Below are 21,693 nucleotides of genomic sequence, written 5' to 3' on the forward strand. Positions count from 1 at the left end.
CCATGAAAACCTATTCCACTTTTATCGGCAGGCCCTCGCGTTGCATGCATTCGGGCGGGGCGGATCCCCCTGCGTGAGACAGCCGTGTCAACCATAAATACAAATTTCCAATTATTGGCAACTGCAGTTTATTGATTAGGAGGCTCCCAATGAGCATCGAAATGATTGAAATCGAAGAATTCAACCAGGGCACACAGATCAAGGTGATCGGTGTGGGCGGCGGCGGCGGCAACGCCGTCGGGCACATGATCGAATGCGGCGTGCAAGGCGTCGAATTCATCTGCGCCAACACGGACGCGCAGGCGCTCAGCCGCGGCAGCGCCCACAAGACCATCCAGCTGGGCAGCAGCGGCCTGGGCGCGGGCAGCAAGCCCGACAAGGGCCGCGACGCGGCCGAAGTGGCGGCGGACGACATCCGCAGCGCGATCGACGGCGCGCACATGCTGTTCATCACCGCCGGCATGGGCGGCGGCACGGGCACCGGCGCCGCGCCGGTGATCGCGCGCATTGCCAAGGAGATGGGCATCCTGACGGTCGGTGTGGTGACCAAGCCCTTCGAGTTCGAAGGCGGCCGCCGCATGACCAATGCCGACCTGGGCCTGGCCGAGCTCGAAGCCAACGTTGATTCGCTGATCGTGGTGCTCAACGAGAAGCTGCTCGAAGTGCTGGGCGACGACGTGACGCAGGACGAGGCTTTCGCGCATGCCAACGACGTGCTCAAAAACGCCGTGGGTGGCATCGCCGAAATCATCAACGTGCCCGGCCATGTGAACGTCGACTTCGAGGACGTGCGCACCGTGATGGGTGAACCCGGCAAGGCCATGATGGGCACGGCCAAAGCCAACGGCCCTGACCGCGCGCGCATCGCCGCCGAGCAGGCCGTGGCCTGCCCGCTGCTCGAAGGCATCGACCTGTCTGGCGCCAAGGGCGTGCTGGTGCTGATCTCGGCGGCCAAGGGCTCGCTCAAGCTGAGCGAATCCAAGCTCGCGATGAACACCATCCGTGCTTACGCCTCGCCCGATGCGCACGTGATCTACGGCACGGCTTATGACGATGAACTGGGCGACGAGATCCGCGTGACCGTGGTCGCGACGGGTTTGTCGCGCCAGGGTGTGCGCCGCCATGCGCCGCCGCTGCAGGTGCTGCGCACCGGCACCGACAACGTGCCTTTCAACGTGCCCACGCTGAACACGGCGGCAGGTGGTGCGGGCGTGCCGCAGATGGCCACGGGCGCGGCCCAGCCCGATTATGGAAATATGGCGGTGCCGAGCGTGTGGCGCACGAATCGGACGCAGGCTGCGGCCAAGGTGGATGCGCTGGCTTCGGGGGGCATGGACGACTTCGAGATTCCCGCCTTCCTCCGCAAACAAGCCGATTAATGGGTGTAAAGCTACTGCGCGTCCCGATCTTGCGTCTGCGGTGCTCACCGTACTTATGTACGGTTCCGCTCCTCGACGCAAGCTCGGGTCGCTCGCTACGCTTTCCATCCCATTAATCGCCCGTTGAGGGGACGCTTCGCTTCCCTTGCTTGCATCTCATCAATCGTCGGGGGTGGCTGCGCAATGCACTGCGCCTATGCCCGGCATTGCTATCCCCTACCCTTGAAATGGCCTTGGGCCAACTAAAATGAGCAAGATGCTTGCCCAAAGAACCCTTAAATCCCTGACCAAAGCCGTGGGCGTGGGCCTGCACAGCGGGCAGCGGGTGGAATTGACTTTGCGCCCCGCCGCGCCGGATACGGGCATTGTGTTTCGCCGTGTGGATTTGCCGCAGCCGGTGGATATCGCGATTTCGGCGCAATCGGTGACGGACACGCGGCTGGCGTCCACCATCTCCAGCGGCAGCGCCAAGGTGCACACGGTGGAGCATTTGATGTCGGCCTGTGCGGGCCTGGGCATTGACAACCTCTACGTCGACATCACGGCCGAGGAAGTGCCCATCCTGGACGGTTCGGCCTCTTCGTTTGTGTTTTTGCTGCAGTCGGCCGGCATCGAGTTGCAGGCCGCGCCCAAGCGCTTTATCCGTGTGATCAAGCCGGTGGAAGTGCGCGAAGGCGAGGGCGCCAGCACCAAGTGGGCGCGCCTGTCCCCTTATGAGGGCTACAAGCTCAGCTTTGAAATTGATTTCGACCACCCGGCGGTGGACTCCACCGGCCAGCGCGTGGAGTTCGACATGGGCTCGGGCGCCTACTCGCGCGACATCGCGCGGGCCCGCACCTTCGGCTTCACCAAGGACGTGGAGATGATGCGCGCCAACGGCCTGGCCCTGGGCGGCGGGCTGGACAACGCCATCGTGATGGACGACTACAAGGTGCTCAACAGCGACGGCCTGCGCTACAACGACGAGTTCGTAAAGCACAAGATCCTCGATGCCATGGGCGACCTGTACCTGCTGGGCAAGCCGCTGCTGGCCGCTTACAGCGCGTTTCGCTCCGGCCATGCGATGAACAACAAGCTGCTGCGGGAGCTGCTGGCGCATAAGGACGCCTACGAAGTCGTCACCTTTGAAGACGAGAAAAAAGCGCCCAGGGGTTTCGCCACACTGGCGCGCGCCTGGTAGGCGCGGCACTGCCAAGGGCCGCCCATGCTGCTGTTCCGCTGGCTCATCCTGCTGTTCTTGCTGGCCGCCGTGGTGGCCTTCATGTTTTACGCGGGTACCGGGCAGGCGCGCTACAAGCGCTTCGGGCTCATCATCCTCAAATGGACGCTGATTGCCGCCTTCGGGTTTTTCGCGGTGCTGGTGCTTGAGCGCATCGCGTAGCGAAGCCCTTCAGCGGCTGCGCCCGCCGCGGTAATTTCCCGTCATCTTTGTTGTACCCGTGCCGCCGGCCTGGGCCAGCCGTGCCATGGCGCTGCCCACGTGGGCATGGGTGATGGCCAGGCCCAGCGCGTCGGCCGCGTCCTTGCCGGGCAGCGAAGGCAGCTTGAGCAGGCGCATGACCATCTCCTGCACCTCGGCCTTGCCGGCCTTGCCGTAGCCGGCCACAGCTTTTTTGAGCTGCAAGGCGGTGTATTCGGCCACCGACAATTCGCGCGACACCAGCGCGGTGATGCAGGCGCCGCGCGCCTGGCCCAGCAGCAAGGTGGCCTGCGGGTTGACGTTGACAAAAATGATCTCGACCGAGGCCGCGTCGGGCTGGTAGCGCTCTACCACCTCGCACACGCCCTCGAACAGCACCTTGAGCCGCCCCGGCAGGTCGGCGCGCTCCAGGTGGGTGGTCTTGATGGTGCCGCTGGCCACATAGCGCAGGTGGGGGCCGTCCACGTCGACCACGCCGAAGCCGGAGGTCTGCAGGCCGGGGTCTATGCCTAGGATGCGCATGGCCGGGCCGCCTAGAGGCCGAAATACCAGCGGACCGAATGAAAGAAGATGGGCGCGCCGAAGCACAGCGCATCAACCCGGTCCAGCAGGCCGCTGGCGCCGGTCACGCCCACGCCGCGTTTACCCCAGTTGGGAATGCCGCGGTCGCGCTTGAGGGCCTTCATCACGAGGTGGCCCAGCGAGCCCGAAACGCAGGCGATAAAGGCCATGGCCACGGCCTGGGCCGGCTTGAAGGGTGTGAGGCCCGCGAGCAGGCCGCCCAGCAGGCTGGCCGCCACCACGGCGATCAGCCAGCTGGTCCAGTTGAAGCTTTTGCTCACATTGGGCGCGCTGGGCGGGCGCTGCAGCCTGCGGCCGACCAGGTACTCCACGATCATGCAGCTTTGCACCACGAACACCAGGAAGAACACCAGGAAGGCGTTCTTGCCTTCATAACTGGGAAACTTCAGCAGCATCAGGGCCGGCACGTGGCTGATGCCGTAGACGCAGACCATGATGCCCCATTGCAGCTTGGCGTTGCGCTCCAGGAAGCGCTGCGGGTCGTCGGCCAGCGCGCTGACCACCGGAATCGCCAGGAAGACGTAGACGGGGATGAACACGGTGACCAGGTCGAAGCGCCGCGTGATGACCAGCGCGAACTGCACCGGCAGCACCACGAAGAAGGCCAGCACCAGGCTGCGGTGGTCGCCCTGGCGCGTGGGCGAGAGCGTGATGAACTCGCGCAGCGCAAAAAAAGCGACCAGCCCGAACAGCACGGTGGCCACGGTCTCGCCCAGCGTCCAGCCTATCCAGAACACCGTGGACATCAGCCAGGACGTGCGCAGGACGCCATTGAACTCCTTGAGCTTCTGGGTGTGCAGGTCGTCCTCGTGCGTGTCCTTGAGCGACATCACGAAGGCGGCCACGCTGATGGCGGTCAGGATGCCGAAGACCAGCACGAACAGCAGGCCGACCTGCTGCGAAGGCGAGAGGTTGCGCAGAAAGGTATTCATCAGGAATCCCGCAGGTCCATCACGGCCTGGCGTGCGCGGGCCAGGAATTCGCCGCGGTCCTCCCCGTCACCCAGGGCAATCGGCGCGCCGAAGGTGACCGAGCACAGGATGGGCACCGGCACGACCTCGCCCTTGGGCATGACGCGCTGCACGTTGTTGATCCAGGCCGGCACCAGCACCACGCCCGGGAACTTGAGCGCCAGGTTGTAGAGGCCGGCCTTGAATTTTTGCGGTTCCTCATGGTTGCCGCGCGTGCCTTCCGGGAACAGGATGATGGAGTCGCCGTGGGTCAGCGCTTCGATCAGCGGCTCCAGCGGGTCCTGGTCGCCGGTTTTGGCGCGGTCCACGTAAATCGCGTTGAACACCGCCGTGGTGATCCACTTCTTGAACGGCGTCTTGGTCCAGTAGTCCTTGGCCGCGATGGGCCGCGTGATGCTGCGCAGCTCCTCGGGCAGGGCCGCCCACATCAGCACCAGGTCGGCGTGGCTTTGGTGGTTGGCGAAGTAGATGCGCTGCTCGGCCTTTGGCGGGCAGCCTTGCCAGCGCGCCTGCGCGCCGGTCAGCGTGCGGATCAGACCCAGCAGGAACAGGCCCATGAGCTTGGCCAGCAAGGGAGAAAGCTTGTCGTTCATGGGCTGCTTGCCTTGGGGTGCCTCAAGGCAGTTCCACGCCGCCCATGCGGGCCACGATGGTGCCGGCGCGCGAGGCCAGGTAGCCCGAGTTGGGCCGGGTCTCAAAGTACTTGGGCCGCGGCAGCATCACGGCCAGGCGCGCGGCCTCATAGGCGCTCAGCCTGGCCGCGGGCTTGCGGTAGTAGTGCTGGGCGGCCGCCTCGGCGCCAAAAACGCCTTCGCCCCATTCCACGCTGTTGAGGTAGATCTCCAGGATGCGCTCCTTGCCCAGCAGCGCTTCCAGCAGCAAGGTCAGCACCAGCTCCTGGCCCTTGCGCAGCAGCGTGCGCTCGCCCGACAAAAACAGGTTTTTGGCCAACTGCTGCGTGATGGTGGAGCCGCCCACGATCTTCAGGGATTTGGCCGGCGCGGCCGCCGCCCTGGCGGGCGCCAGCCGGCTGGCCGATTGCGCGGCGCGCTGTTCGGCCTTGGCGTTTTTGTCCCAGGCTTTTTCCAGTGCTTCCATGTCGACACCGTCGTGCTCGGCAAAGCTGGCGTCTTCGGAGGCGATGACCGCGCGCTTGAGGCTGTCGGGCAGTTCGCTGTAGGGTACCCATTGCTGGCGCCATTTCAGGCTGCCGGTATTGCGCGCGACCAGGTAGGCTTCGGAGCGCTGGAAGGCGGTGGACTCTGGGTCCATCACGGCCATCACGGCGATGCGCGCCACAAAAAAAAGTTGCAAGGCCAGGCCGGCCAGCAGGCCCAGGCCGATCAGCCTGAACAGCGCCTTCATGCCAGCTGCGCCCGCATTTCCCGCAGCACCTGCGCCGAGGGCGGGCGCACCTTGCGCCACAGCTCGAAGGCCTCGGCGGCCTGCTCGACCAGCATGCCCAGGCCGTCGCGCGGCACGGCGCCGTTGTCGCGGGCCCAGGCCATAAAGCCGGCCGCGGCGGGGCCGTACATCATGTCGCAGGCCAGCGCGCCGGGCTTGAGCACAGCGGCGGCGACCGGCACCCCGGCACCGGCCAGGCTGCTGGCGCTGGCGTTGATGACCACGTCGAACGTGCCTTGGAGGCCGTCCAGGTCTTGGGCCAGCAGTTCGGTGGCTTGCAGCAGGGGCTGCAAAGACGCATGCGCCTTGTGGCGCTTGACCAGCGCATCGGCCTTGGCCTTTGTGCGGTTGACCAGCACCAGCCGGCGCGGCGCGGCCGCCAGCAGCGGCGCCAGCGCACCGGCGCCAGCGCCGCCCGCGCCTATCAGCAGCACGTCGCGCCCGGCCAGCGAAACGCCGGCGTTGTTCTGGATATCTTTGACCAGGCCCACGCCGTCGGTGTTGTCGGCATGGACGGCACCGCCCTGCAGCAGCAAGGTGTTGGCGGCCTGCGCGAGCTGCGCCCTGTCGCTGCGCGTGGTGGCAGCCTCAAAAGCATCAAGCTTGAAGGGCACGGTGACGTTGCAGCCCTTGACGCCGTCCCGCTGCAGCTGGGCCACGGTGGCGGCAAAGGATTCCAGCGGCACCAGCAGGCGCTCGTAGCGCAGGGATTGCCCCGTGAGTTCGGCAAAGCGCGCATGGATCAGCGGCGACTTGCTGTGAGCGATCGGGTTGCCCAGGACGTAGTACTGATCCATGGGGACCCTAGCGGCTTGTGAGTTTGGTTTCCAGCGTGTCGTCACGCGTGAACTTGAAGCGCGACACCACGACGATCTGGTCGGCCTTGCGGCGCATGGCGTCGTTGAAGCGGCCGAAGGGCCCGGTGCCGCGCACAATGCTTTGCGCGCGCCGGTCCAGCGTCAGGTTGCCCGAGGTCTGCACCACTTCCGTGTCCAGCACGGTGCCGTCGAAGTTCACGGTGACGATCATGGTCAGCTCGCCATACAGTTTTTTGCCGGCCTGTTCGGGGAAGTTGACGGTGCCCTTGTCCTCGATCTTGCGGCGCAGCTCGTCGTAATAGACGGCATAGACCTCTTCGCGCGTGGCCGGGCTGATGTAGCGCTTTTTGGGCCGCGCGTTTTCTTCGTTGATGCGGCGCTCGATCTCAGCCAGGATCTTGACCAGCGCCTTGCGTTTTTCCTCGCGCTCGGCCTGGGCCGGGCTGTTGGCGGGCTGGGTCAGGTCGGGCGGCGGCATGGAGGCCAGCTGTTTTTTGATTTGCGCCAGCAGCTGGGTCTGCTGCTCCTGCAGCGACTCGACCTTGCGCTGCGCGTCTTCGGTAGCGTCGCCAAGCTCCATCAGGGCCGAAGGCGGCAGGGGCGAGGTGGCCCGGCCTTTTTCGGCCTCGCCGCCGCCGGCCAGCGAGGCCTGCGCAATCGCCTTGGCGAAGTCGGGCTTTTCGTTGGACTTGGCGTTGACCAGGATGACTTCCAGCGGGGTGTCCTGGAACACGCGGTTAAAGCGCTCGGGATCGACAAAACGCACCGTCAGCAGCACCGCGTGCACGGCGATGGACGCGCCTAAAGCGATTTGCAGTGTGCTGGGGGATTTCACAGAAAGAGATTATCGGGGTTTATGCGCGAAATCCGGTGTCAACCCGCCACCGGAGCCGCCGCGGCGGCGTCGGTTTGTGGCTCATTGACATCGACCGCGATGGAGATCGGGCCGGCGGCCATCTCGGTCTCGCCGTCATCCTCACCGAGCGGGTCGGGCGATTCGTCAAGCTCCACGTCCAGCCGCTCGGTCACCGTGCCCGACACATCCAGCGTGATCTCGTCGATTTCGCCCAATCGCACGCGCACTTTCGCGCCGCGCGGCAGGCCCTGCGCACCCACGGCCGCGAGCACCAGCGGCAATTCGTCGGCGCGCACCAGGTTGTCCTTGAAGGCGGTGGCCACCAACTCGGTGATGCCGTTTTGCTGCAGGTATTTGAGAGTCCAGTAGCGTTCTATGCCGGCCTGGAAACCGTTGTAGGCGCTGTAGGCGGCGTCAAAGCCCGAGATGATGGAAAACAGCTCGGCATCCTTGGGCTTGAAGGGCGCGGCCAGCGCGGCCGTGCGGCCGTGGCGGGCGCAGGCGATGATCTGCCACTGGTTGACCAGGTCGGTGTAGCGGCGCAGCGGCGAGGTGCTCCAGGCATAACTTTTGACGCCTATGCCCGCATGCGGCAAGGCCTTGGTGCCCATGCGCACCTTCACGCCGGGCGCCAGGCTGGCCTGGCTGCGGTAGATACCGGGCACGCCGTGCTCGGCCAGCCACTGGCCCCAGGTGCTGTTGGCCAGGATCATGGCCTCGGCCACGATCAGGTCCAGCGGCGCGCCGCGTTGGCGCGTGCTGATGCTGACCGTTTCGTTGCCTTGGGGCTCGCCGCCCGTGGGGTTGTCCAGGCGGAAGTTGTAGTCGGGACGGTTGAAATTCTCGGGCTTGCCGCGCACGATTTCGCGCTGCGCCTTCAGGTGTTTGGCCAGCCGGTGCAGAAAGGTCAGCTCCACGCCCCACTGCACGCCGGTGGGCGGGCTGCTTTGCGCGGCTTCAAAAAAAGCTTCGGTAAAAGTGCTGTCCAGCATGTCGTGGCGCAGGTTGCTCACGATGGGCACCTGCTCCAGCCGCGTGGCGCTTTCCTTGATCTCCAGCGTGGCTTCGTCGAGCGTGAGGTAAAGCGACAGGGCCGGGCAGTTGCGGCCTTCCTGCAGCGTGTAGCTTTTGATGATCTCGTCGGGCAGCATGGTCAGCTTGTAGCCCGGCATGTAGACGGTGGACAGCCGCGCGCGGCCCACCGCATCGATGGGGCTGCCGGGCAGCACGGCCAGGCCGGGCGCGGCGATGTGTATGCCCAGGGTGACGATGCCGCTGCCAAGGCCCTGCACCGAGAGCGCATCGTCGATCTCGGTGGTGGCCGAGTCGTCGATGGAAAACGCCTTCACGTCCGCCAGGGGAAGCTCGTCCTTGACTTCGGGCGCCTGCAGCGCCGGAAAGCCCGTGCCCTTGGGAAAGTTCTCGAACAGGAAACGTTTCCAGTGGAACTGGTAGGGCGAGGCGATGGCGCCGGCCTTTTGCAGCAGGTCCAGCGGCGCGGTGTGCGTGGCGCGCGAGGCCTCGACCACGGCTTTGTACTCGGCGCTGTTTTTGTCGGGCTTGAACAGGATTTTGTAGAGCTGCTCGCGCACCGGCGCCGGGCATTCGCCGCGGCCCAGTTCCTCGGCCCAGGCGGTGATTTGCGCCGCCACCTGTTTTTTCTTCTCGATGGCGGCCAGTGCCTGCTGCAGGATGTCGGCGGGCGCCTTCTTGAAGCGGCCCTTGCCGGCACGGCGGAAGTAGTGCGGCGCATCGTAAAGGCGGAACAGCGCGGCGGCCTGCTGCTCCAGCGTGGCGGGTTTGCCGTCGGCGCTGAAGTAGTCGCGGGCCAGGTCGGCAAAGCCGAATTCGCCTTCGCCGGCGAATTCCCAGGCCAGGTCCAGCTCGATGTCGCTGCTCAGTTTTTGCCCGGCGGCCATGAGCTCGGCGGGCGAGGGCTTCTCGAATTTCAGCAGGGCATTGACGCCCTTGACCTTCACGCGCTTGCCCGAGTCGAGCTCCACCTGCAGCGAGGCGTCGCTCTCGGACAAAATGCGGCCGGCCAGAAACTTGCCGGCTTCTTCAAACAATACAAACAAAACGGGATCCCTTTGGTGTCTTTGATGACTTGGGGCTAGTGTAATCAGCGCCGTCCAGGGGCATTTTCAGACCAGTGCCAGGAAATCCAGGATTTCGGGCACATGCGTGTCGAAGTCGCTCAGCGCGTGGTCGCCGCCTTCGAGGATGCGCAGCCGGCTGCCCGCATAGCGGGCCGCCATTTCACGCCAGTCCAGCACCTCGTCGCCCTTGGCGATGATGGCCAGGTAGTTTTCAGGCGTTTTAAGCGGCCCGGCATGCTGGGCCTTGAGCTCATCGACAAAACGCGGTTCGAAGAAAAAGTGCTGGTCCGGGTCGTGCCAAGCGGTTTGCTCGCCGATATAGCGGGCCAGGTCGCGCGCCGGATCCACGGCCGGGTTGAGCAGCACGGCTTTGCAGCCGGTGCGCTCGGCCACGGCGGTGGCGTAAAAGCCGCCCAGCGAAGAGCCAACCACGGCCTGGCTTTCAAACCCGGCTTCAAGCGGCCAGCCGGCGATTGTGTCCATCACCCCGCGCAGCGCGGCCGCGGGCGAAGGCGGCAGCTGCGGGCACCACCAGCGCACGGCGGGATGGCGCTGCCGCACAATGGCCGCCATTTTTTGGGCCTTCATGGACTGCGGCGAAGAGCGAAAGCCGTGCAGGTAGAGCAGGTGGGTGGTGCGCATGCCGCCATGGTAGACGGGAGCCCACGGTCTTTGGCCCCCGGTCGCGGGCCCTGGCGGATAATCCCCGGCATGGCTGCCGTTTTCGACAAACCCTCTCTTTACCAGCGAACTTTGCCCCTGCTGCAGGGTTTTGACGGCCTGCTGGCATTTGCCGTCTTCCTGCTGGCCTGCGCGGGCCTGCTGATCATGTATTCATCGGGCTACGACCACGGCAGCCGCTTTGTCGACCACGGCCGCAACATGCTGATCGCCGGGGCCATCATGTTTGTGGTGGCGCAGGTGCCGCCGCAGCGCCTGATGGCCTTTGCCGTGCCGCTCTACATCGTGGGCGTGACCCTGCTGGTGGCGGTCGCGGTATTCGGCGTGACCAAAAAAGGCGCCAGGCGCTGGCTCAATGTGGGCGTGGTGATACAGCCCAGCGAAATCCTCAAGATCGCCATGCCGCTGATGCTGGCCTGGTGGTTCCAGAAGCGCGAGGGCCAGCTGCGGCCCCTGGACTTCGTGGCCGCCGTGCTGCTGCTGGCCATGCCAGTGGGCCTGATCATGAAGCAGCCCGACCTGGGCACCTCACTGCTGGTGCTGGCGGCCGGCCTTGCGGTGATCTTTTTCGCGGGACTGAGCTGGAAACTGATCCTGCCGCCGGTGATGCTGGGCCTGGTCGGCGTGTTCCTGGTGGTCTGGTTCGAGCCGCAGATCTGCGCCGACGGCGTGCGCTGGCCCATATTGCACGACTACCAGCAGCAGCGCATCTGCACCCTGCTGGACCCGTCGCGCGATCCGCTGGGCAAGGGTTTTCACATCATCCAGGGCATGATCGCGATCGGCTCGGGCGGCATTACCGGCAAGGGCTTTATGGCCGGCACGCAGACCCACCTGGAGTTCATTCCCGAGCGCACCACCGACTTCATCTTCGCCGCCTATTCGGAGGAGTTCGGCCTGCTGGGCAACCTGCTGCTGATCGCCGGCTTCATCTTCCTGATCCTGCGCGGGCTGGCTATCGCGCTGGAGGCCTCGACCCTGTTCGCGCGCCTGCTGGCGGGGGCACTGACCATGATTTTTTTCACCTATGCCTTCGTCAACATGGGCATGGTCAGCGGCATCCTGCCGGTGGTGGGCGTGCCTTTGCCCTTCATCAGCTACGGCGGCACCGCCATGGTCACTCTGGGCCTGGCCATAGGCATGCTGATGTCCATCGCCAAGGCCAAGCGCCTGGTGCAGACCTGAGGCCGCCTGCGTGAGCGCCCTCATGGTGACCGTGATCGGCGTGGGCAATATGGGCGGCGGCATGGCGGCCAACCTGCTGGCCAGAGGCTGGGAGGTCCAGGTTTGCGACATCGATGCGGCCAAGGTGGCGGCCATGGTGCAACTGGGCGCCACCGCCATTGCCAGCCCCGCGGATGCCGCGGCGGAGTCCCAGGCTTTTATCGTCTGTGTGGTCGATGCGGCGCAAACCGAAGAGGTGCTGTTTGGCGGGCAAGGCCTGGCCCGCATGCTGCGGTCCGGCCATGCCGTGATGCTGTGCCCCACGATTTCGCCGCAGGACGTCGAATCCTTCGCCGCCCGGCTGGCCGAACGCGGCGTGCACACGCTGGACGCCCCCATGTCGGGCGGCCCGGCCCGGGCGCGTGACGGCTCCATGAGCCTCATGCTGGCCTGCACGCAGGCGGTGTATGACCAGCAGGCCGGCTTGCTGCGGGACTTGTCGGCCAGGGTGTTCCTCATCAGCGAAAAACCCGGTGACGGCGCCCGCACCAAGCTGGTCAACAACCTGCTGGCGGGCATCAACCTGGTGGGCGCGGCCGAGGCGCTGGCGCTGGCCGGGCGCCTGGGGCTGGACCTGGCGAAAACCCTGGACGTGATCGAGCAGTCCAGCGGGCAGAGCTGGATAGGCTCGGACCGCATGCGCCGCGCGATTGCCGGCGACTACGCGCCGCGCGCGCATGTGACGCTGCTTGAAAAAGACACGCGGCTGGCCGTGGCGGCGGCCCGCGCGGCCGGCTTCGAAGGCCCGCTGGGCGAGAGCGCCAGCCGGGTCTTTGCCGAGGCCCACCAGGCCGGGCTGGCGGCCGAGGACGATGCCGCGCTGTTCAAGCACCTGGACGGCAAGGGCGGCTGAGCCGGTTTTTCACCCCGTTTCCCCTGCCTGCGGGCAAAACCCCGCCGCCCCCGGCCCACAGGCAGACTGCCTACAATGGCCGCATGACCTCACTTCGCTCCACCACCGCCTCCGCCCCCAACAAGTCCACGGTCTCCTCGGCCGCCCGGCCTACGGTGGAGTCGACCACGGGGCGGCTGGAGATCGCGCAGAAACTGCTGCTGGCGCCTTTCGGCCTCACGCAGGCGCACCTGGGCCGCGCGCTTGGTGAAATCACCTCCCATGGCGCGGACGACGCCGACCTGTATTTCCAGTACACCCGTAGCGAAGGCTGGAGCCTGGAAGAGGGCATCGTGAAAACCGGCTCCTTCAGCATCGACCAGGGCGTGGGCGTGCGTGCCGTCAGCGGTGAAAAAACCGCGTTTGCCTATTCCGACGACATTTCCGAGGCCTCGCTGCTGGACGCGGCGCGCACCGTGCGCAGCATTGCCGCCGGCGGCAAAAGCGCCCGCGTGAAGACACCGGCCGGCCGCATCGCCGGCAGCCGCTCGCTGTACCAGGGCCTGGACCCCATCGCCACGCTGGACAGTACCGCCAAGGTCCAGCTGCTGGAAAAGGTCGAAAAATTCGCCAAGGCCAAGGACCCGCGCATCGTGCAGGTCATGGCCGGCCTGGCCAGCGAATACGACGTGGTCATGGTGGCGCGCGCCGACGGCACACTGGCCGCCGACGTGCGCCCGCTGGTGCGCCTGAGCGTGACGGTGATCGCCGAGCAGAAGGGCCGGCGCGAAGTCGGCTCGGGCGGCGGCGGCGGCCGTTTCGGCCTGTCCTATTTTGACGACGCGCAGATTGCCGAATACGTCAACGACGCGGTGAAAGCCGCCCTGACCAACCTCGACGCGCGTCCCGCGCCGGCCGGCGAGATGACGGTGGTGCTGGGTTCGGGCTGGCCCGGCATCCTGCTGCACGAAGCCATAGGCCACGGCCTGGAGGGTGACTTCAACCGCAAGGGTTCCAGCGCGTTTTCAGGGCGCATAGGCCAGCGCGTGGCGGCCAAGGGCGTCACGGTGCTGGACGACGGCACCATCGCCGACCGCCGCGGTTCGCTCAACGTCGACGACGAGGGCAATGCCAGCCAGCGCAATGTGCTGATCGAGGACGGCATCTTGAAGGGATATATCCAGGATTCTCTGAACGCCCGCCTGATGAAGGTCAAGCCCACCGGCAACGGCCGGCGCGAAAGCTACGCCCACGTGCCCATGCCGCGCATGACCAACACCTATATGCTGGGCGGCGACAAGCAGCCCGAAGAAATCGTGGCCAGCATCAAGAAGGGCCTGTACGCCACCAACTTCGGCGGCGGCCAGGTCGACATCACCTCGGGCAAGTTCGTGTTCTCGGCCAGCGAAGCCTTCTGGGTCGAAAACGGCAAGATTCTGTATCCCGTCAAGGGCGCGACGATTGTCGGCAACGGCCCCGACGCGCTGACCCGCGTCACCATGATGGGCAACGACATGGCCCTGGACAGCGGCGTCGGCACCTGCGGCAAGGAAGGCCAGAGCGTTCCGGTCGGCGTCGGCCAGCCGACCCTGCGCATCGACGGCCTGACGGTGGGCGGGACGGCCTGAACCGGCCGTTTTCGGGGCTTTCTCGGACCTGTGCTACATTCCAGCTTATGAATTTCGGCAAGTTTTATTTTTCTTACTTTTGGTTCTCCAGCGCTTTCGGCGGTAGAGAGATCAAGGCGTGACCCGATAAAACGCACCGAATCTCCAAAAACCGCCGGCTCCCGGCGGTTTTTTTTTGCCCCATTTGTTTGCTGAATGTTTGTACCGAAACCTGAATTGCCCGACTGACACCTGACACCCTAGAAAAGGAAGATTGCGATGAATGCCAAAGCCACCTCCGCCAGCGACAACTGGTATGCGACCGTCGAAAAGACCAGCCAGACCGACGACGAACGCATCAAGGACATCACCGTGCTACCCCCTCCCGAGCATCTCATCCGCTTCTTCCCTATCCGCGGCACCGCCGTCGAGACGCTGATCAGCAAGACCCGCAAGGGCATCCACAACATCATCCAAGGCAAGGACGACCGCCTGCTGGTCGTCATAGGCCCCTGCTCCATCCACGATCCCGCGGCGGCGCTGGACTACGCCCGCAAACTGGTCGAGCAGCGTAAGAAGTACGAAGGCACGCTGGAAATCGTGATGCGCGTCTACTTCGAAAAGCCGCGCACCACCGTGGGCTGGAAGGGCCTGATCAACGACCCTTACCTCGATGAAACCTTCCGCATCGACGAAGGCTTGCGCATCGCGCGCCAGCTGCTGATCGACATCAACCGCCTGGGCCTGCCGGCGGGCAGCGAATTCCTGGACGTGATCTCGCCCCAGTACATCGGCGACCTGATCTCCTGGGGCGCCATCGGCGCGCGCACCACCGAAAGCCAGGTGCATCGCGAACTGGCCTCGGGCCTGTCGGCACCCATAGGCTTCAAAAACGGCACCGACGGCAACATCCGCATCGCCACCGACGCCATCCAGGCGGCGGCGCGCGGCCACCATTTCCTGTCGGTGCACAAAAACGGCCAGGTCGCCATCGTGCAGACCAACGGCAACAAGGACTGCCACGTGATCCTGCGCGGCGGCAAGACGCCCAATTACGACGCGGCCAGCGTCGCGGCGGCCTGCAAGGAGCTGGAAGCCTCCAAGCTGCCGGCTACGCTGATGGTGGACTGCAGCCACGCCAACAGCTCCAAGCAGCACGAAAAGCAGGTCGAGGTGGCGCGCGACATCGCGGGTCAGGTGGCCGGCGGCTCGCGCCATGTGTTCGGCCTGATGGTGGAAAGCCACCTCAATGCCGGCGCGCAGAAATTCACCCCCGGCAAGGACGACGCAAAAGCGCTGGACTACGGCAAGAGCATCACCGATGCCTGCCTGGGCTGGAACGATTCGATGGACGTGCTGGAAATTCTGTCGGCCGCTGTGCTCAAGCGCCGCGCCAGCAAATAAGCGCTAAGGGCCGCTTGCGGGTTTGTGCGAATAGCCGCGCTACCCGCAAGTCGCCGACCATGGGTGCCTGACCAGGAGCACATCATGCGCAGCGAAGTCACCGTGAGCTTCAAGGATGGCCCGCCCGTGCGGCTGGACCTCAACGAAGTGCAGCCCATGCCGCACGACGTGGCACGCTGGTGGCTGGACGACCAGTTCACGCAGATGGGCTGCGAGCCGCTGCGGCCCACAGGCAAGCTGCTGACCGCCGACAAGGTCGTGGTGGTGGCCCAGGCCGCCGGGCCGGCGAAATTCGCCGAGGCCAAATGGGCGCAGGAGTTTGCCCGCGCGGCCAGCGCGGCGCTGGCCAAGCCGGTGATTCACATCGACGTGGCCGCGCTCACCATCTCTTATTAATTAGTAGGGCCCTCAGGAGCCCCCAGGAGTTCCGGGCAGCGGCTCAGGCCTTGAGCGCCTCCAGCAGTTTGGCGTGAATCCCGCCAAAACCCCCGTTGCTCATGCACAGCAGGTGGTCGCCCGGCCGGGCCGCTGCTTTGACTTGCTCCAGCAATTGATCAATGGTGCCGGCCACCTGGGCGCGCTCGCCCATGGGCGCCAGCGCGGCGCGCGCGTCCCAGTCCAGTCCGCCGGCGTGGCAGAAGGCCAGGTCGGCCTGCTCCAGGCTCCAGGGCAGCTGGGCCGTCATGGCGCCCAGTTTCATGGTGTTGCTGCGCGGCTCGAAGATGGCGAGTATGCGTTCGCCGCCCCGGCCGGCGCTTTGCAGCTGGCGGCGCAGGCCGTCCACCGTGGTGTGGATGGCCGTGGGGTGGTGGGCGAAGTCGTCATACACCGTGATGTCGCCGCCTTTGCGCGGGATCACGCCGCGCACTTCCATGCGCCGCTTGACGTTCTGGAATTCCGCCAGCGCCAGCGCCGCGGCCTCGGGCGCCACGCCCACGTGCTCGGCCGCCGCGATGGCCGCCAGGGCATTGAGCTGGTTGTGCACGCCGCTGATGCCCCACTTCACATGGGCCACGGCCTCGCCGGCCTTGAGCACGTGAAAGTCATGCGGTTCGCCATGGGCGGTAAAGCCGGCTTTGTTCAGCAGGCCGTTGCCAAAGAGCAGTTGCTCACTCCAGCAGCCCTGGGCCAGCACGCGCTGCAGGCTGGCCTCGGCTGCGTTGACGACCACCCGGCCCTGCGAGGGCACGGTGCGCACCAGGTGGTGGAACTGCCGCTCGATGGCCGCCAGGTCGTCGAAGATGTCGGCATGGTCGAACTCGAGGTTGTTCAGCACGGCGGTGCGCGGCCGGTAGTGCACAAACTTGCTGCGCTTGTCGAAAAACGCCGTGTCGTATTCATCGGCCTCGATCACAAAGGCATTGCCCTCGCCCAGGCGGGCCGAGACGCCGAAGTTGAGCGGCACGCCGCCGACCAGAAAACCCGGCTTCAGCCCGGCATGCTCCAGGATCCAGGCCAGCATGGCCGTGGTGGTGGTCTTGCCGTGCGTGCCGGCCACGGCCAGCACGTGGCGCGGGCCGGTCGCGTGGTGGGTGGGGTGGTGCAGCACATGGCCCGACAGCCATTGCGGGCCGCTGGTGTAAGGCTTGCCGCTGTTCAAAATGGCTTCCATCAGCGGGTATTTGGGCGTCCCGTCGGCCAGCCGGGCGCGCGAGATCACATTGCCGACCACGAACACATCGGGCTCAAAGGCCATCTGGTCGGCGCCATAGCCCTCGATCAGCTCTATGCCCAGGCCGCGCAGCTGGTCGCTCATGGGCGGGTAGACGCCCGTGTCGCAGCCCGTGACCTTGTGTCCCGCCTCCCGCGCCAGGGCGGCGAGGCCGCCCATGAAAGTGCCGCAGATTCCCAGAATATGTATGTGCATGGGGCTGTATTCTAGGAGGCCGGGTTTCGCGGGCCCGGCGGTGAACTTTGCGCCACATCGGGAGCCTAACCGGGGCACAATCGCTTCGCCCCCCTCTTTTCTTCTCTCTTCTCTCTTCTGGCTCCCGGGCCTGCCGACCTTGACCCCACACACCCTTAAATCCGAAATTGCCGCTACGGCTGCCGCGATGGTGGTCGAAGAAGGGCTGGAATACGGTCCCGCCAAGCGCCGCGCCGTCAAACAGCTGGCACTGCCGGCCCGCACCGAGCTGCCCGGCAACGACGAACTCGAGGACGCGGTGCGCGAATACATTGCGCTGTTTTGCGCCGACACCCAGCCGGCCGAGCTGGCCGCCCTGCGCGAACTGGCCCTGGTCTGGATGGAGCGCCTGGCGCAGTTCCGGCCCCATCTGGGCGGCGCCGTCTGGCACGGCACGGCCACGCGGCTTTCCGATATTTATATCCAGCTTTTCTGCGATGACCCCAAATCGGCCGAAATCGCGCTGATTGAGCACAATGTGGACTACGAGCCGCGCACCGTGACCGGCTTTACCGGCGACAGCGTGGAAGCGCTCAGTCTGCGAAGTGTGTGCAAACCTTTGAATGAAACGGTGGGCGTGCATCTGATGGTCTACGACCACGACGACCTGCGCGGCGCCTTGAGGGCCGATACCAAGGGCCGCACGCCCCGGGGCGACATCGCCGCCGTGCAAAAATTATTGATCCCCCCAGCCGGAGCCTCAGACACGTGAACCGCAGAAACATACTTTATGGCGCGGCGGCTGCCGCAGCCGGCCTGGCCGGCGCCAGCGTCGCCTGGTGGAAGTTCCAGCCGCACCAGGTGGTGCCCGGGTCGGCCGAGACGCCGGTGGTGGGTGCGGCTGGCAGCGCCTCCGACGCCTTCTGGCGCCTCAGTTTTGACACGCCGGACGGCAAGAACCTCTCGATGAGCAGCTTTCGCGGCAAGCTCCTGCTGGTCAATTTCTGGGCCACCTGGTGCCCACCCTGTGTCGAGGAACTGCCTTTATTGGATTATTTCTACCAGGAAAACCGCGATAAAAACCTGCAAATAGTGGGTTTGGCCGTCGATCAGCCCACTGCGGTACGGACCTGGCTGCAAACCAAGCCCCTGCATTTCCCGGTGGGCATGGCCGGCCTGGGCGGGACTGAGCTCAGCAAATCGCTGGGCAACCTCGCCGGCAGCCTGCCCTTCACGGCGGTGTTCAGCGCCTCGGGAGAGCTGCTGCACCGCAAGATCGGCAAGGTCTTGCCTGAAGACCTCGCGCAGTGGGCCAAGCTGGTCTAAAAGGCCGACACGGGTTTTTGCGCGAAAACCCGGCCAACCTGCGGCAATACGCTTCTAACAGCATTGTCTGAAGGGGATTTAGGGAAATCGAGGCCAACCGCCAGACGGTTTGGAATGGCCTCCGGCTTGATGTACACTCTGCGCTTTCCCGGGGAAAGCCGCCTGGCTCCTCCCCGCAGTAGTTAACTGATAAGCGCTTTAAAGCGTAAAAGCAGAAAGTAAGTGAAAAAAGAAGGAAGATCGGTGGTGGCGCTCCTTGCGCCCTGTTTCCGGCCTTTCAGTCAAAAGCTGCGCCGAGATCCCGCGCCAGCATCTACCGTCGTTGGAGAGAACCCATGGATTTAAGAAAACTCAAAACCCTGATCGACCTCGTCTCGGAGTCCAACGTCTCCGAGCTGGAAATCACCGAAGCCGAGGGCAAGGTACGCATCGTCAAATCCAGCGGCGCTCCCGTCGTGATGCAGCAGCCGGTTGCCATGGTAGCAGCTCCCGCAGCGGCCCCGGCCGCCGGCGCCCCGGCTGCTCCGGCCCCCGAGGCGGCGCCCGCCGCCCCGGCCGGCCATGCCGTCAAGTCGCCCATGGTGGGCACTTTCTACCGCTCGGCCAGCCCCGGCGCCAAGCCCTTTGTCGAAATCGGCAGCGTGGTCAAGGAAGGCGAGACCATCTGCATCATCGAGGCCATGAAGATCCTCAACGAGATCGAAGCCGACAAGTCGGGCACGGTCACCAAGATTCTTTCGGAAAACGGCCAGGCTGTCGAATACGGCCAACCCCTCTTCATCATTGAATAAGCGGGGCGCAGCGCCCCCTTTTCAAACCAGGCTTACCGACGCATGTTCAAAAAAATTCTGATCGCCAACCGCGGGGAGATCGCTTTGCGCATCCAGCGCGCCTGCCGCGAACTCGGCGTGAAGGCCGTGATGGTCTATTCCGAGGCCGACCGTGAAGCGAAATACATCAAGCTGGCGGACGAGTCGGTCTGCATTGGCCCGGCGCCCTCCAAGGACAGCTACCTCAATATGCCGGCCATCATCTCGGCGGCCGAGGTGACGGATGCCGAAGCCATACACCCCGGCTACGGCTTCCTGAGCGAAAACGCCGATTTTGCCGAGCGGGTCGAGAAAAGCGGCTTCAAGTTCATAGGTCCCTCGCCCGAATCCATCCGCATCATGGGCGACAAGGTTTCGGCCAAGCAGACCATGATCAAGGCCGGCGTGCCCTGCGTGCCCGGCTCGGAAGGCGCCTTGCCTGACGACCCGGTCCTGATCAAGCGCACCGCCAAGCAGATCGGCTACCCCGTCATCATCAAAGCGGCCGGCGGCGGCGGCGGGCGCGGCATGCGCGTGGTGCACACCGAGGCGGCCCTGCTGCACGCGGTGCAGACTACCAAGGCCGAGGCCGGCGCGGCTTTCGGCAATCCCGAGGTCTACATGGAGAAATTCCTGCAGAACCCGCGGCATATCGAAATCCAGATTCTGGCCGACCAGCACAAGAACGCGGTCTGGCTGGGCGAGCGCGATTGCTCCATGCAGCGGCGCCACCAGAAAGTCATGGAAGAGGCGCCGGCGCCCGGCATTCCACGCAAGCTGATCGAACGCATCGGCGAGCGCTGCGTCGCGGCCGTCAAGAAGATAGGCTACCGCGGGGCGGGCACCTTCGAATTCCTCTACGAAAACGGCGAGTTCTACTTCATCGAGATGAACACCCGCGTGCAGGTGGAGCATCCGGTCACCGAGTGGATCACCGGCGTGGATATCGTACGCACCCAGATCATGGTGGCGGCCGGCGAAAAACTGCCTTTCGCCCAGCGCGACATCGAACTCAAGGGCCATTCCATCGAATGCCGCATCAACGCGGAAGACCCCTACAAGTTCATTCCCTCGCCGGGCCGTATCACGACCTGGCACACGCCAGGCGGGCCGGGCGTGCGGGTGGACTCCCACATTTACGCCAACTACTTCGTGCCGCCCAACTACGACTCCATGATCGGCAAGATCATCGTCCACGGCGACACGCGCGAGCAGGCCCTGGCCCGCATGAGCACGGCGCTGGCCGAGACCGTGGTCGAAGGCATCAACACCAACATCCCGCTGCACCGCGAACTGATGGTGGACGCCAAGTTCATGGACGGCGGCACCAACATCCACTACCTGGAAGAGTGGTTGTCTAAACGTGAGAGGTGAGCCCCCACGCTTTTCACTTCGTGTAATGCGCTGCCCCCCGAGGGGGCCGCTGCGCCTGCGGCCCGGCAAAGCCGGTTCCGCGGCCCCTGCTTGATTAAATACCTGTGCGCCTCGGCGTACAGCTTGCGCGAGGCGATAGCCAATGTTTGAACTGATCCTGCTGGCCCCTGTTGACGAGGTGGAAACGCTCAGCGAAGCGCTGGACGCGCTCGACGCGCTCAGCGTGTCGGTGGAAGACGCCGACGCCCAGACGCCGGCGGAGCAGGCCTTGTTCGGCGAGCCCGACATGCCGCCGCCCAAGGCGGGCTGGGAACGCTCCCGCATTGTTTCGCTGTTTGCCACCGAGGCCCTGGCGCGGGACGCGGCCCATGTGCTGGCGGCGCAGGACTTCTTCGCGGGCTGCCGCGTCGTCGCCGTCCAGCCCGTGCCTGAGCAGGACTGGGTGCGCCTGACCCAGTCGCAGTTCTCGCCCGTGGACATCACGCCCGAATTCTGGATCGTGCCGACCTGGCACGAGCCGCCGGCCGAGGCCAGACAGGTGATTCGCCTGGACCCGGGCCTGGCTTTCGGCACGGGTACGCACCCGACCACACGCATGTGCCTGCGCTGGATCGCAGGCCGCACCGGGCAAGACCTGGGCCGTGTGCTCGACTACGGTTGCGGATCCGGCATCCTGGCCATAGGCGCGGCCAAGTTCGGGGCGGCCGACATCGACGCCGTGGACATCGACCCGGCCGCCGTCGAATCGACGCTGGCCAATGCCGAGGCCAACCATGTGGCGCTCAAGGCCGGCCTGCCCGAGACCGCGTCCGGCCAGTACCGCACCGTGCTGGCCAACATCCTGGCCACGCCGCTCAAGGTGCTGGCGCCCCTGCTGTGTTCCCATGTCGAGAAAGGCGGGCACCTGGTGCTCGCCGGCATCCTGGAGCGCCAGGCCGACGAGCTCAAGCAGGCCTACGCCCCCTATTGCCAGCTCAAGGTGCATGATGCGCAAGAAGGCTGGATCCTGATGACCGCCGGTTTCTAGGCCGTCCCGCAGGGGGTCAACACGGGTCGCGGCC

Annotated in this window: 22 protein-coding genes; 13 read left to right on the forward strand and 9 right to left on the reverse strand. The window is 65.3% G+C overall.

Features of this window, described 5'->3' with window-relative positions; all coding sequences use genetic code 11:
- Positions 1 to 149: 149 nt before the first annotated feature.
- The 3 genes from ftsZ (at position 150) to BLQ85_RS24570 (ending at position 2,760) form a co-directional block, all read left to right on the forward strand.
- Positions 150 to 1,379: a cell division protein FtsZ gene (gene ftsZ / locus BLQ85_RS09465; protein WP_074576206.1), complete on the forward strand. Its 1,230-nt coding sequence runs from the start codon at positions 150 to 152 to the stop codon at positions 1,377 to 1,379.
- Positions 1,380 to 1,635: 256 nt separating this feature from the next.
- Positions 1,636 to 2,559, forward strand: a complete 924-nt coding sequence (gene lpxC / locus BLQ85_RS09470) for a UDP-3-O-acyl-N-acetylglucosamine deacetylase (RefSeq protein ID WP_007864807.1) — start codon at positions 1,636 to 1,638, stop codon at positions 2,557 to 2,559.
- Positions 2,560 to 2,583: 24 nt separating this feature from the next.
- The gene (locus tag BLQ85_RS24570; RefSeq protein ID WP_007864810.1) at positions 2,584 to 2,760 is read left to right on the forward strand and encodes a hypothetical protein; all 177 of its coding nucleotides are present in this window, start codon (positions 2,584 to 2,586) and stop codon (positions 2,758 to 2,760) included.
- A gap of 9 nt (positions 2,761 to 2,769) precedes the next feature.
- Here BLQ85_RS24570 and ruvC read toward each other — a convergent pair whose 3' ends face one another.
- The 8 genes from ruvC to BLQ85_RS09510 all read right to left on the reverse strand — a co-directional run bounded on the left by ruvC (position 2,770) and on the right by BLQ85_RS09510 (position 10,171).
- Entirely contained in the window at positions 2,770 to 3,321 is a 552-nt protein-coding gene (ruvC, locus tag BLQ85_RS09475; RefSeq protein WP_074576208.1) for a crossover junction endodeoxyribonuclease RuvC, read from the reverse strand.
- A gap of 11 nt (positions 3,322 to 3,332) precedes the next feature.
- Positions 3,333 to 4,313: a phosphatidate cytidylyltransferase gene (locus BLQ85_RS09480; RefSeq protein WP_074576210.1), complete on the reverse strand. Its 981-nt coding sequence runs from the start codon at positions 4,311 to 4,313 to the stop codon at positions 3,333 to 3,335.
- The gene (locus BLQ85_RS09485) at positions 4,313 to 4,945 is read right to left on the reverse strand and encodes a lysophospholipid acyltransferase family protein (RefSeq protein WP_083336801.1); all 633 of its coding nucleotides are present in this window, start codon (positions 4,943 to 4,945) and stop codon (positions 4,313 to 4,315) included. The genes BLQ85_RS09480 and BLQ85_RS09485 overlap by 1 nt, the downstream gene beginning before the upstream one ends.
- Before the next feature lie 22 nt (positions 4,946 to 4,967).
- Positions 4,968 to 5,717 (reverse strand): transglycosylase domain-containing protein, encoded by a 750-nt coding sequence (locus BLQ85_RS09490; RefSeq protein WP_074576212.1) that lies wholly within the window; start codon positions 5,715 to 5,717, stop codon positions 4,968 to 4,970.
- Positions 5,714 to 6,553, reverse strand: a complete 840-nt coding sequence (gene aroE / locus BLQ85_RS09495) for a shikimate dehydrogenase (RefSeq protein WP_074576215.1) — start codon at positions 6,551 to 6,553, stop codon at positions 5,714 to 5,716. The genes BLQ85_RS09490 and aroE overlap by 4 nt, the downstream gene beginning before the upstream one ends.
- Positions 6,554 to 6,560: 7 nt before the next feature.
- Positions 6,561 to 7,409: a TonB family protein gene (locus BLQ85_RS09500; RefSeq protein WP_074576217.1), complete on the reverse strand. Its 849-nt coding sequence runs from the start codon at positions 7,407 to 7,409 to the stop codon at positions 6,561 to 6,563.
- 38 nt (positions 7,410 to 7,447) lie between these two features.
- Positions 7,448 to 9,508, reverse strand: a complete 2,061-nt coding sequence (locus tag BLQ85_RS09505) for a ribonuclease catalytic domain-containing protein (protein WP_074576225.1) — start codon at positions 9,506 to 9,508, stop codon at positions 7,448 to 7,450.
- Positions 9,509 to 9,574: 66 nt separating this feature from the next.
- Positions 9,575 to 10,171 carry a YqiA/YcfP family alpha/beta fold hydrolase gene (locus tag BLQ85_RS09510; protein WP_074576227.1) on the reverse strand — a complete coding sequence of 199 codons (597 nt, stop codon included), beginning with the start codon at positions 10,169 to 10,171 and terminating at the stop codon, positions 9,575 to 9,577.
- A gap of 69 nt (positions 10,172 to 10,240) precedes the next feature.
- Here BLQ85_RS09510 and rodA point away from each other — a divergent pair, with 69 nt between their 5' ends.
- The 5 genes from rodA to BLQ85_RS09535 all read left to right on the forward strand — a co-directional run bounded on the left by rodA (position 10,241) and on the right by BLQ85_RS09535 (position 15,673).
- Positions 10,241 to 11,395, forward strand: a complete 1,155-nt coding sequence (gene rodA, locus BLQ85_RS09515) for a rod shape-determining protein RodA (protein ID WP_074576229.1) — start codon at positions 10,241 to 10,243, stop codon at positions 11,393 to 11,395.
- A 10-nt stretch (positions 11,396 to 11,405) separates the two neighbouring features.
- Positions 11,406 to 12,287: an NAD(P)-dependent oxidoreductase gene (locus BLQ85_RS09520; RefSeq protein ID WP_254806390.1), complete on the forward strand. Its 882-nt coding sequence runs from the start codon at positions 11,406 to 11,408 to the stop codon at positions 12,285 to 12,287.
- A gap of 83 nt (positions 12,288 to 12,370) precedes the next feature.
- Positions 12,371 to 13,894 carry a metalloprotease TldD gene (gene tldD / locus BLQ85_RS09525; protein WP_254806391.1) on the forward strand — a complete coding sequence of 508 codons (1,524 nt, stop codon included), beginning with the start codon at positions 12,371 to 12,373 and terminating at the stop codon, positions 13,892 to 13,894.
- 258 nt (positions 13,895 to 14,152) lie between these two features.
- Complete coding sequence (locus tag BLQ85_RS09530) at positions 14,153 to 15,277, forward strand: 3-deoxy-7-phosphoheptulonate synthase (RefSeq protein WP_074576233.1); 1,125 nt, start codon at positions 14,153 to 14,155, stop codon at positions 15,275 to 15,277.
- Positions 15,278 to 15,361: 84 nt separating this feature from the next.
- Positions 15,362 to 15,673, forward strand: coding sequence for a hypothetical protein (locus BLQ85_RS09535; protein ID WP_074576803.1), 312 nt, complete (start codon positions 15,362 to 15,364; stop codon positions 15,671 to 15,673).
- A gap of 43 nt (positions 15,674 to 15,716) precedes the next feature.
- Here BLQ85_RS09535 and mpl read toward each other — a convergent pair whose 3' ends face one another.
- Positions 15,717 to 17,144, reverse strand: a complete 1,428-nt coding sequence (mpl, locus tag BLQ85_RS09540; RefSeq protein WP_074576236.1) for a UDP-N-acetylmuramate:L-alanyl-gamma-D-glutamyl-meso-diaminopimelate ligase — start codon at positions 17,142 to 17,144, stop codon at positions 15,717 to 15,719.
- 187 nt (positions 17,145 to 17,331) lie between these two features.
- On the opposite strand from mpl, the gene BLQ85_RS09545 reads away from it, so the two are divergent.
- From BLQ85_RS09545 to prmA, 5 genes are all read left to right on the forward strand, one after another.
- Complete coding sequence (locus tag BLQ85_RS09545; protein ID WP_074576238.1) at positions 17,332 to 17,895, forward strand: hypothetical protein; 564 nt, start codon at positions 17,332 to 17,334, stop codon at positions 17,893 to 17,895.
- The gene (locus BLQ85_RS09550) at positions 17,892 to 18,449 is read left to right on the forward strand and encodes a TlpA disulfide reductase family protein (protein WP_254806392.1); all 558 of its coding nucleotides are present in this window, start codon (positions 17,892 to 17,894) and stop codon (positions 18,447 to 18,449) included. Before BLQ85_RS09545 ends, BLQ85_RS09550 begins: the two co-directional genes overlap by 4 nt.
- A gap of 335 nt (positions 18,450 to 18,784) precedes the next feature.
- Positions 18,785 to 19,240 (forward strand): acetyl-CoA carboxylase biotin carboxyl carrier protein, encoded by a 456-nt coding sequence (gene accB, locus BLQ85_RS09555; RefSeq protein WP_074576241.1) that lies wholly within the window; start codon positions 18,785 to 18,787, stop codon positions 19,238 to 19,240.
- 42 nt (positions 19,241 to 19,282) lie between these two features.
- Positions 19,283 to 20,632, forward strand: a complete 1,350-nt coding sequence (gene accC / locus BLQ85_RS09560) for an acetyl-CoA carboxylase biotin carboxylase subunit (RefSeq protein WP_074576243.1) — start codon at positions 19,283 to 19,285, stop codon at positions 20,630 to 20,632.
- A gap of 142 nt (positions 20,633 to 20,774) precedes the next feature.
- Complete coding sequence (gene prmA, locus BLQ85_RS09565; RefSeq protein ID WP_074576247.1) at positions 20,775 to 21,659, forward strand: 50S ribosomal protein L11 methyltransferase; 885 nt, start codon at positions 20,775 to 20,777, stop codon at positions 21,657 to 21,659.
- Positions 21,660 to 21,693 lie beyond the last annotated feature (34 nt).

The organism is Polaromonas sp. JS666, from assembly GCF_900103405.1.
In the GTDB taxonomy this organism is placed as follows: domain Bacteria; phylum Pseudomonadota; class Gammaproteobacteria; order Burkholderiales; family Burkholderiaceae_C; genus Polaromonas.

Excerpts from the sequence above, each read along its gene's own strand:
- accC (WP_074576243.1), top strand. The coding sequence starts at position 19,283 with ATGTTCAAAAAAATTCTGATCGCCAACCGCGGGGAGATCGCTTTGCGC.
- mpl (WP_074576236.1), bottom strand. The coding sequence starts at position 17,144 with ATGCACATACATATTCTGGGAATCTGCGGCACTTTCATGGGCGGCCTC.
- ruvC (WP_074576208.1), bottom strand. The coding sequence starts at position 3,321 with ATGCGCATCCTAGGCATAGACCCCGGCCTGCAGACCTCCGGCTTCGGC.
- BLQ85_RS09510 (WP_074576227.1), bottom strand. The coding sequence starts at position 10,171 with ATGCGCACCACCCACCTGCTCTACCTGCACGGCTTTCGCTCTTCGCCG.
- BLQ85_RS09480 (WP_074576210.1), bottom strand. The coding sequence starts at position 4,313 with ATGAATACCTTTCTGCGCAACCTCTCGCCTTCGCAGCAGGTCGGCCTG.
- lpxC (WP_007864807.1), top strand. The coding sequence starts at position 1,636 with ATGCTTGCCCAAAGAACCCTTAAATCCCTGACCAAAGCCGTGGGCGTG.
- BLQ85_RS09485 (WP_083336801.1), bottom strand. The coding sequence starts at position 4,945 with ATGAACGACAAGCTTTCTCCCTTGCTGGCCAAGCTCATGGGCCTGTTC.
- rodA (WP_074576229.1), top strand. The coding sequence starts at position 10,241 with ATGGCTGCCGTTTTCGACAAACCCTCTCTTTACCAGCGAACTTTGCCC.
- aroE (WP_074576215.1), bottom strand. The coding sequence starts at position 6,553 with ATGGATCAGTACTACGTCCTGGGCAACCCGATCGCTCACAGCAAGTCG.
- BLQ85_RS09545 (WP_074576238.1), top strand. The coding sequence starts at position 17,332 with ATGGTGGTCGAAGAAGGGCTGGAATACGGTCCCGCCAAGCGCCGCGCC.
- prmA (WP_074576247.1), top strand. The coding sequence starts at position 20,775 with ATGTTTGAACTGATCCTGCTGGCCCCTGTTGACGAGGTGGAAACGCTC.
- tldD (WP_254806391.1), top strand. The coding sequence starts at position 12,371 with ATGACCTCACTTCGCTCCACCACCGCCTCCGCCCCCAACAAGTCCACG.
- ftsZ (WP_074576206.1), top strand. The coding sequence starts at position 150 with ATGAGCATCGAAATGATTGAAATCGAAGAATTCAACCAGGGCACACAG.
- BLQ85_RS24570 (WP_007864810.1), top strand. The coding sequence starts at position 2,584 with ATGCTGCTGTTCCGCTGGCTCATCCTGCTGTTCTTGCTGGCCGCCGTG.
- BLQ85_RS09530 (WP_074576233.1), top strand. The coding sequence starts at position 14,153 with ATGAATGCCAAAGCCACCTCCGCCAGCGACAACTGGTATGCGACCGTC.
- BLQ85_RS09490 (WP_074576212.1), bottom strand. The coding sequence starts at position 5,717 with ATGAAGGCGCTGTTCAGGCTGATCGGCCTGGGCCTGCTGGCCGGCCTG.
- accB (WP_074576241.1), top strand. The coding sequence starts at position 18,785 with ATGGATTTAAGAAAACTCAAAACCCTGATCGACCTCGTCTCGGAGTCC.
- BLQ85_RS09535 (WP_074576803.1), top strand. The coding sequence starts at position 15,362 with ATGCGCAGCGAAGTCACCGTGAGCTTCAAGGATGGCCCGCCCGTGCGG.